At 51.1% G+C, this 7,426-nt stretch carries 6 protein-coding genes; 2 read left to right on the top strand and 4 right to left on the bottom strand.

Going from position 1 to position 7,426, the window contains the following annotated elements:
- Positions 1-957: sodium/proton-translocating pyrophosphatase (locus PHU49_12080; protein MDD5244745.1), on the top strand; the 957-nt coding region annotated here is incomplete at its 5' end.
- An 86-nt stretch (positions 958-1,043) separates the two neighbouring features.
- Here PHU49_12080 and PHU49_12075 read toward each other — a convergent pair.
- Positions 1,044-1,262 carry a hypothetical protein gene (locus tag PHU49_12075; protein ID MDD5244744.1) on the bottom strand — a complete coding sequence of 73 codons (219 nt, stop codon included), beginning with the start codon at positions 1,260-1,262 and terminating at the stop codon, positions 1,044-1,046.
- A 537-nt stretch (positions 1,263-1,799) separates the two neighbouring features.
- Between PHU49_12075 and polX the strand changes: the two genes are divergently transcribed.
- Positions 1,800-3,512, top strand: coding sequence for a DNA polymerase/3'-5' exonuclease PolX (polX, locus tag PHU49_12070; protein MDD5244743.1), 1,713 nt, complete (start codon positions 1,800-1,802; stop codon positions 3,510-3,512).
- Positions 3,513-3,588: 76 nt separating this feature from the next.
- Here polX and aspD read toward each other — a convergent pair whose 3' ends face one another.
- The 3 genes from aspD to PHU49_12055 all read right to left on the bottom strand — a co-directional run.
- A complete protein-coding gene (aspD, locus tag PHU49_12065; protein ID MDD5244742.1) occupies positions 3,589-5,205 on the bottom strand; it encodes an aspartate 4-decarboxylase in 1,617 nt (538 codons plus the stop codon).
- A 27-nt stretch (positions 5,206-5,232) separates the two neighbouring features.
- Entirely contained in the window at positions 5,233-6,939 is a 1,707-nt protein-coding gene (gene aspT, locus PHU49_12060; GenBank protein MDD5244741.1) for an aspartate-alanine antiporter, read from the bottom strand.
- Between the two features lie 53 nt (positions 6,940-6,992).
- Positions 6,993-7,426 (bottom strand): hypothetical protein (locus PHU49_12055; GenBank protein MDD5244740.1); only part of this gene is annotated, 434 nt, incomplete at its 5' end.

The raw sequence follows: 7,426 nt of genomic DNA, 5'->3' as shown, positions 1-7,426 counted from the left end.
GGCATGGGTCCCGTGACGATCGCCGTCGATAGCTATGGCCCTGTTTCCGATAATGCGCAGTCCATCTATGAGCTCTCCAGGATTGAGAGTGTTCCCAATGTTAAGGCGGAGATCAAGGGGCAGTTCGGTTTTGAGCCTAATTTTGACACCGCTAAGGATTACCTCGAAGAGGCGGACGGCGCAGGCAATACCTTCAAGGCAACGGCAAAACCTGTGCTCATAGGTACGGCAGTCGTCGGTGCCACGACAATGGTATTCGGCATCATCATTCTCCTGGAGAACATGTATGGAAACGTCATCGCACAGTTAAGCCTTGTGAATCCCAAGATAATCCTGGGGCTTCTCATGGGTGGAGCTGTAATATACTGGTTTAGCGGCGCCGCTACACAGGCAGTTGCTACCGGCGCATACAGGGCAGTCGTCTTCATCAAGAACCACATCAACCTTGATAAGGAAGAGGCGTCTATTGAGGACAGCAAGGAAGTCGTGAAGATCTGTACACAGTATGCCCAGAAGGGTATGATCAATATCTTCATCGCCATCTTCTTCTTCGCCCTGGCATTTTCTTTCTTCAACCCCTACTTCTTCATCGGCTACCTCATTGCAATCGCGTTCTTCGGGCTTTACCAGGCAATCTTCATGGCGAATGCCGGCGGCGCATGGGACAATGCGAAGAAGATCGTCGAGGTTGACCTGAAAGAGAAGGGTACCGAGCTTCACGCAGCAACGGTCATTGGCGACACGGTCGGCGACCCCTTCAAGGATACATCGTCGGTCTCCATGAACCCTGTCATCAAGTTCACCACCCTCTTCGGACTTCTCGCAACGGAGATCGCCGTGACCATGCAGTCTCAGGTATTAAAAACCACGCTCGGCGTTGTTTTCATGATAATTGCCCTCGTCTTCGTGTACCGTTCCTTCTACGGAATGAGGGTCGGTGAAGAAAAGCTTGATTAGTAAATAAAGAGAATAGCAAAAAGGCGCCTCCAACGAGGCGCCTTTTTTTATCCCTGCTACAACAGATTATTTTTAAAGTGACGTTATTATGATTTGAAAACGTCTAACGCTGAATCCTCCCGGCTTAAGGGGCTTTTTAGCCACTGAGCGCTGCCGGGCTTGCACTTCTTGTGGCGCCAGGTATTGTTGCCGATATAAACACCTTCGTTGTCCTTGATCCTCTTACAGCATACATAGCAGTAGTCTTTTCTGAGTTCTTCGAAGAGCGGTTCCTGGAAATACCTCGTTTGCCTTGTGCCTGCCACATTTTCCCCTGCAAGGAAGGATAGCGGATAGCCTTGCTTATTGCAAGAAATATTTAATAGTGAAAAGTGAGAAAACCCGTAATTCGTGAATCGTAATTCGTAATTGGATGAACCTTATAGAGCGTGAAACGTGGAAGGTGATGGGTGATAGGTGATAGGTCATAGGTGATAGGCTGCAGGGCGCGGCGTCTTGTCATTGCGAGCCATTTTTCTCTTTGTCATTGCGAGCCATTTTTCTCTTTGTCATTGCGAGCCATTTTTCTCTTTGTCATTGCGAGCCCGTAGGGCGCGGCAATCTCATTCAATAGATTATACCCTATGAGATCGCCACGTCGCTTCACTCCTCGCGATGACGATACAATAAAACTCGCTCCTTGTCCCTCGTTTCTTGTTGCTTGTTTTATACAACCAGTAACCAGTATCAAGCATCCAGTATCAGGTATTTGGTTTTGCTATATACGATATACGAACTACGATATACGATCTTCTATGAGCTGTATTATTGACTTTATTTTTCCCTGTGTAGGATAATAGAAAATGGTTGCCGGATCGATCCCCCGGGTACTCGAAGAGATCGCCATGCTCCTTGAGATAAAAGGTGAGAACCCTTTTAAGACAAGGGCGTATTATAATGCTGCCAGGGCCCTCTCCGGCATTGAAAATCTCGAAGAGATGATACGGGAAAAACGCTTAAAGGAGATCAGGGGTGTAGGGGATGCCATCGCTTCAAAGATCGAAGAATATATCAATACCGGCGCGATCGCCTATTATGAAGACCTGAAGAAGGAAGTGCCGGAAACGCTCCTTGAGATGCTCCAGGTACCGAACCTGGGGCCGAAAAAGATCAAAACCCTTTTCGATAATCTCGGCGTGACAAATGTCGGCGAACTTGAGTATGCCTGCAAAGAGAACAGACTCATTAACCTCCCCGGGTTCGGGAAAAAGACCCAGGAAAAGATCCTCAGGGGTATCGAATTCATCAAGCGGCACAAGGGCGAATTTCTTTTCGGGGACGTCTATCATGAAGCGGAACGCATCAAAGAAAGATTGCAGGGGATCATTGCAGGTGGTTTTGTCGAGGTCTGCGGCAGCATCAGGCGCAGAAAAGAGATCGTCAAAGACATTGATATCCTTGTCGGAAGCAAGGAGAAGGAGAAGGTCTCATCTGCCTTTGTCCGGTTGCCGGAAGTAGCGGAGGTGCTTCTGGCGGGCGATACAAAGACATCCTGTCGCCTCCGGTCGGGTATAGAGACCGATCTCCGGGTTGTCAGTGAAGAGGCGTTCCCCTATGCGCTCATGTATTTTACCGGGAGCAAAGAGCATAATGTGCTGCTCCGTGGGATCGCGAAAGGGCGGGGCTGGAAACTAAACGAGTACGGGCTCTTTGAAGGAGAGAGGCTTATCAGGTGCAAAACCGAAGAGGAGATATACAAGGCCCTTGGCCTCACATACATCCCGCCTGAATTACGGGAAGACCTGGGCGAGATCGATGCCGCTGAACAGGGGACACTTCCGGAACTTGTTGTGCCGGGCGATATCATGGGTACCTTCCATGTCCATACAGAGTTCAGCGACGGCGTTGACAGCGTCGCGAAGATGGCCGGCGCGGCTCGGCATATGGGACTTTCATACATCGGTATTGCCGACCATAGTAAAAGCGCATACTACGCGGGCGGACTTTCCGTGGAAGACCTGAAACGGCAATGGGATATTATCGATCAATATAATCATGAACACCATGATTTTCATATCTTTAAAGGGATTGAGAGCGACATCCTGCCTGACGGCAGCCTCGATTATCCCGAAGAGATCCTGGAACAGTTTGATTTTGTCATTGCCTCAGTTCATTCGAATTTTACCATGAAGCGGGATGACCAGATGAGACGGATCATAACGGCAATGAAAAACCCTTACACGGCGATGCTTGGCCACCCTACCGGGAGACTGCTTCTTTCCAGGGAAGGGTATGAAGTGGACATGAAGGCAATCATAGATGCCGCTTTCGAGCATCATGTCATCATCGAATTGAATGCCAGCCCCTACAGGCTTGATATCGACTGGCGCCATCTCAAATATACGAAAGAGAAAGGGGTCATGATCTCCATCAATCCTGATGCCCATGCGACAGGCGGTCTCACTGAAATAGCCTATGGCGTCGGCATCGCACGCAAGGGCTGGCAGGAGAAGAAAGACGTCCTCAACACACACACCGTAAAAGAAGTGTTAGCAATATTCAAAAAGAGAAGATGAAGCCAATATATGTACAGGGTCGATGCCGAGTTATGGATTAACGTAAAGATCGGCCGCGAGCGTACGAGGCCGGACCCTACTTATTTTTACTTGCCTCCCACTCCCTGACATACTCTTTCCCGAGTGCTGCAAGGTATTCGCCTATTAGCGGATAGGTCTCATCGGGAAGGTTTGCCAGGGATATTCGGATCGACCAGTCAGGCGCATCGAAGCCGCCGCCGTTCAAGAGGACCGTCGAGAACCTTTCCGCCAGACGGAACAGGATGTCCACGGGCTCATAGTTTGTTGTCAGGTAATCAGCAAACTCCTCACCGTACATACGTCTTGCCCATACAAGCAGATCAAGCGTAGCGTAGTAGCCCGTGCGATACGGGTTGGGCTGCAGGGTAAAGCCAATGCCTTTTATAAGGTCTTCAAGCCTGCGCTGAATGATCTGCTGCGTCGCCTTCTTATAGTTATTTTCTTTGTCGACCAGGGCAAACAGCGAGAACAGGGCCATCTGTGCCTGCTGCGGGAGCGACAGGCCGGCAGTGTGATTGAGCGCTACCTGGCGACTGTCGGCAACCATCCGGTCGATAAACTTCATCTTCTCGGGGGTAAGCGAGAGAGATTTGTAGCGATTGTTAAGGATGTTCCGGTCTGCCTCAGGCAGTTTTGCGATCATCGGATCAAAGATATTATCCTCATGGACCGCTACTACACCCAGGCGCCAGCCGGTGCATCCGAAGTATTTTGAAAATGAATAGACGCCAATCGTATTGCGGGGCAGCTTCGCCATTAAAGAGACAAAACCATTTACAAACGTTCCGTACACATCGTCGGTAATGATGATAAGATTGGGATTCCTGGTCTTCACAATTTCCACAAGTCGGTTCATCGAGTTTGGCCGCAAGGTCACCGAGGGGGGATTGCTTGGATTTACGAGAAAGAAGGCCTTAATGGAAGGATCGGCAAGCCTGGTAATCTGCCAGTCAGGATACTGCCAGGTGTGATTTCCCTGTGCATCAACCTCATCGGCAAAGATCTCAACGACCCTGAATTCATATCTGTCCAGTTCGGGGATTTCAATATAGGGAGTGAAGGTGGGCACACCGAGGGCGATCTTGTCACCCTTATGGAGCAGTTTGTTCACCATGAGCGAATCGAATACGTAGCACATGGCGGCAGTACCGCCTTCCACGGCAAAAAGATCATACCGACCTTCGGGCGGCTGACCTGCGCACATCTCCTGAACAAGGTATTCGTGGACAACACGCTCAATGCACTTCAGCATCCGGTCAGGGGTCGGGTACTGGTCGCCGATCACGCTATCTGTCAGTTCATGGACAAAGGTATCGGCATCGAAGCCAAATTTCCCTACAGCGTAAACAATAGCATCTTTCAACAGGTCAATGCCGGGCGCCGCCGGGTTTTTGGCGGCGAACTCATTGAAGCGTTTGGCGATACCCTTCGCTTGCGGCATCCCTCCAAAGTGGGGCTGGTTCCATACCCGCTTTGATTCCTCAATAGCGAAACCACCGAGAGTAAAGAATGCCTCACGCGGAGTTGTGGCGATCCAGTTAGGATTGCCCCGGCCTGCATTAAGCATTGCCATAGTGCTTTGTTTTGTATGTTCAGCAGCAAGGGAAATGAGATTATCCTTCAGTTCGAAGGGGCTGAGTTGCTGGTATTTCCTTTCTGTTTCACGGTCCATAGGCATACCTCCCTTTTTATTTTTTATTTATGCCAGCATTATAACGATCACCACCCCCCAGATGATGAGAAGCGTATTACCCACAGCGTAGGTCACGGTATAACCAAGGGCCGGTATCCTGCTTTCCGCAACGTCCTGTATAGCACCCAGCGCTGCCGTGGTAGCCCGTGCACCGGCGCATGCGCCCAGGATGATGCCTGCATTCATCTTAAAAACATACTTGCCCATGTAGATTCCCACTACAAACGGCATTGTGGTAACAAAAATGCCGGCGAGGAACAGCATGAGTCCGGCTTCCTTCAGGCCTGCAACAAACCCCGGGCCGGAGCTTATACCCACCACGGCAATAAAGGTGGTAAGACCCACATTATTCATCATCCAGAGGGCAGGAGCAGGGATACGGCCAAAGGTGGGGTGGACCGATCGCAGCCAGCCGAATACGAGCCCCATGATAAGTGCGCCGCCGCTGGTACTCAAGCTTAAAGGGACTTTCCCTATCTTGATGGAGAGGGCGCCGATAAGACCACCGAGGAGAACACCGATGCCGACAAATACCATATCGGTCATATCAGTAGGGCGGTCCGCGTAACCCAGTATCCTGGCTGCCCGTTCAACATCGCGCTTTGCCCCTGCTAAGGTCAACACATCGCCGCGGTCTACCTTGCTGCCCAGAGTAACGGGCATCTCGTGCCCCACACGCATGAGCTTCCTCAGGAATACCCCCCGTCCATTCCCCGCAACATCCGATTCCACGATCTCCTTGAGGGTCCTGCCTGCAATTGCCTTGTTGGTAATTACCACGTCGAGGCTCTCTGCCGGAAAGTCGAGGAGTTCCCTGTCATCCACCTCGGGCCCGATGGCATTTTTATTCTCCAGTTTTACCAGCAACTCCCGGCGGGCGGCAAGCGCCAGAACATCACCTTGCTGAATGATAATGGAGGGGTCAGGCTCCATGATCTTACCCCCCTGACGAATCCGTTCCACGAAGATCCGCAGCGAACCCGGGTCGGCAATGAAATCAGACTCGAACTCCCCGATGGTCTTGTGTATGAACTTAACATTTGTTACCTGATAAGCACGGGCAACGATCTGCTGATACGCGGAGACAACACCTGCCTCAGGCTGACCGGCGCCCATTTTTTCCTCCATCTTTCTGCATTCCGCTGCCAGGTCCACCTTCAGGAGCTTGGGCCCGATGGAGGAGAGGAACCATGCTGAACCGGCGGTACCGAAGATGTAGGTCACCGCGTAAGCTACAGGGACATGGTCGATAAGAGATGCTTTCTGAGCAGCGGGGATGCTGAGTTGGTTGATCGTATCGGTTGCCACCCCGATTACCGCGGAGATCGTGCAGGCACCCGACAAAAGCCCTGCCGCGGAACCTATATCAAAACCAAGTATCTTTGCAGCCAGAAATGTAGAAAACAGGCAGGCAAGACACAGGATGATTGCGAAAACCACCTGGGAGAGACCATCGCTTTTAAGTCCCCGGAAGAACTGCGGCCCTACCCCGTAGCCCAACGCGAAAAGGAACATGAGGAAGAAGACCGATTTCACGTTCGGTGAGATGGTAATACCTATTTGCCCGATCAATATCCCCACAAGGAGGGTACCTGTGACAGCACCGAGCGCGACCTTGCCCAGCTTGAGTTTTCCGACAGAGTAACCCAGACCGAGCGTCAGGAAGATTGCAAGTTCCGGGTATTGCCGAAGGGTATTCACAAACCACTCCATACATACCTCCTTTCACTAATGACCTTACGCGGCACAACGACATCGTTCCTTTCCTATCTGTCCCGAACCGGGTCTGCCGGCCAAAGACTATTCTCGCAGTGCTCGCTGAACGCCGGCGAATTAGCCGTCAATGCCTCAACCTCCAAACGAACCATTTTGACGTGAGTATTGCCAAGCGAGTCAATCGGATGTGCCGCGGTATAGGTTTCGACCACTTCCGCAAGAAAGGGATCACGCAGTTCCATTGGCAGGCGATCTGTATAGGGGAACCACGTTGTTCGTAACCAACCCATAAGACCCTCTGCTCCTTGATGCTGCATGTCTTTTGGCAATAACTCAACACGTACCGGGTGAAAACCATTGTCCGGTAGCCATGCCTTATATTCTTCCGGTCCATAAAAATGGTAGGGTAGCGTAAAGTCTTCATAATACTGTTGCCACCGGGCGCCCCGAATAATCTCCTCAATAGTGTCCAAAACTTCGGTTG

Source organism: Syntrophorhabdaceae bacterium, from assembly GCA_028713955.1.
Classification (GTDB): Bacteria; Desulfobacterota; Syntrophorhabdia; order Syntrophorhabdales; family Syntrophorhabdaceae; genus UBA5609.
Note: the sequence above shows the minus strand (reverse complement) of the source record. Positions and strands in the feature narration are given on the sequence as shown.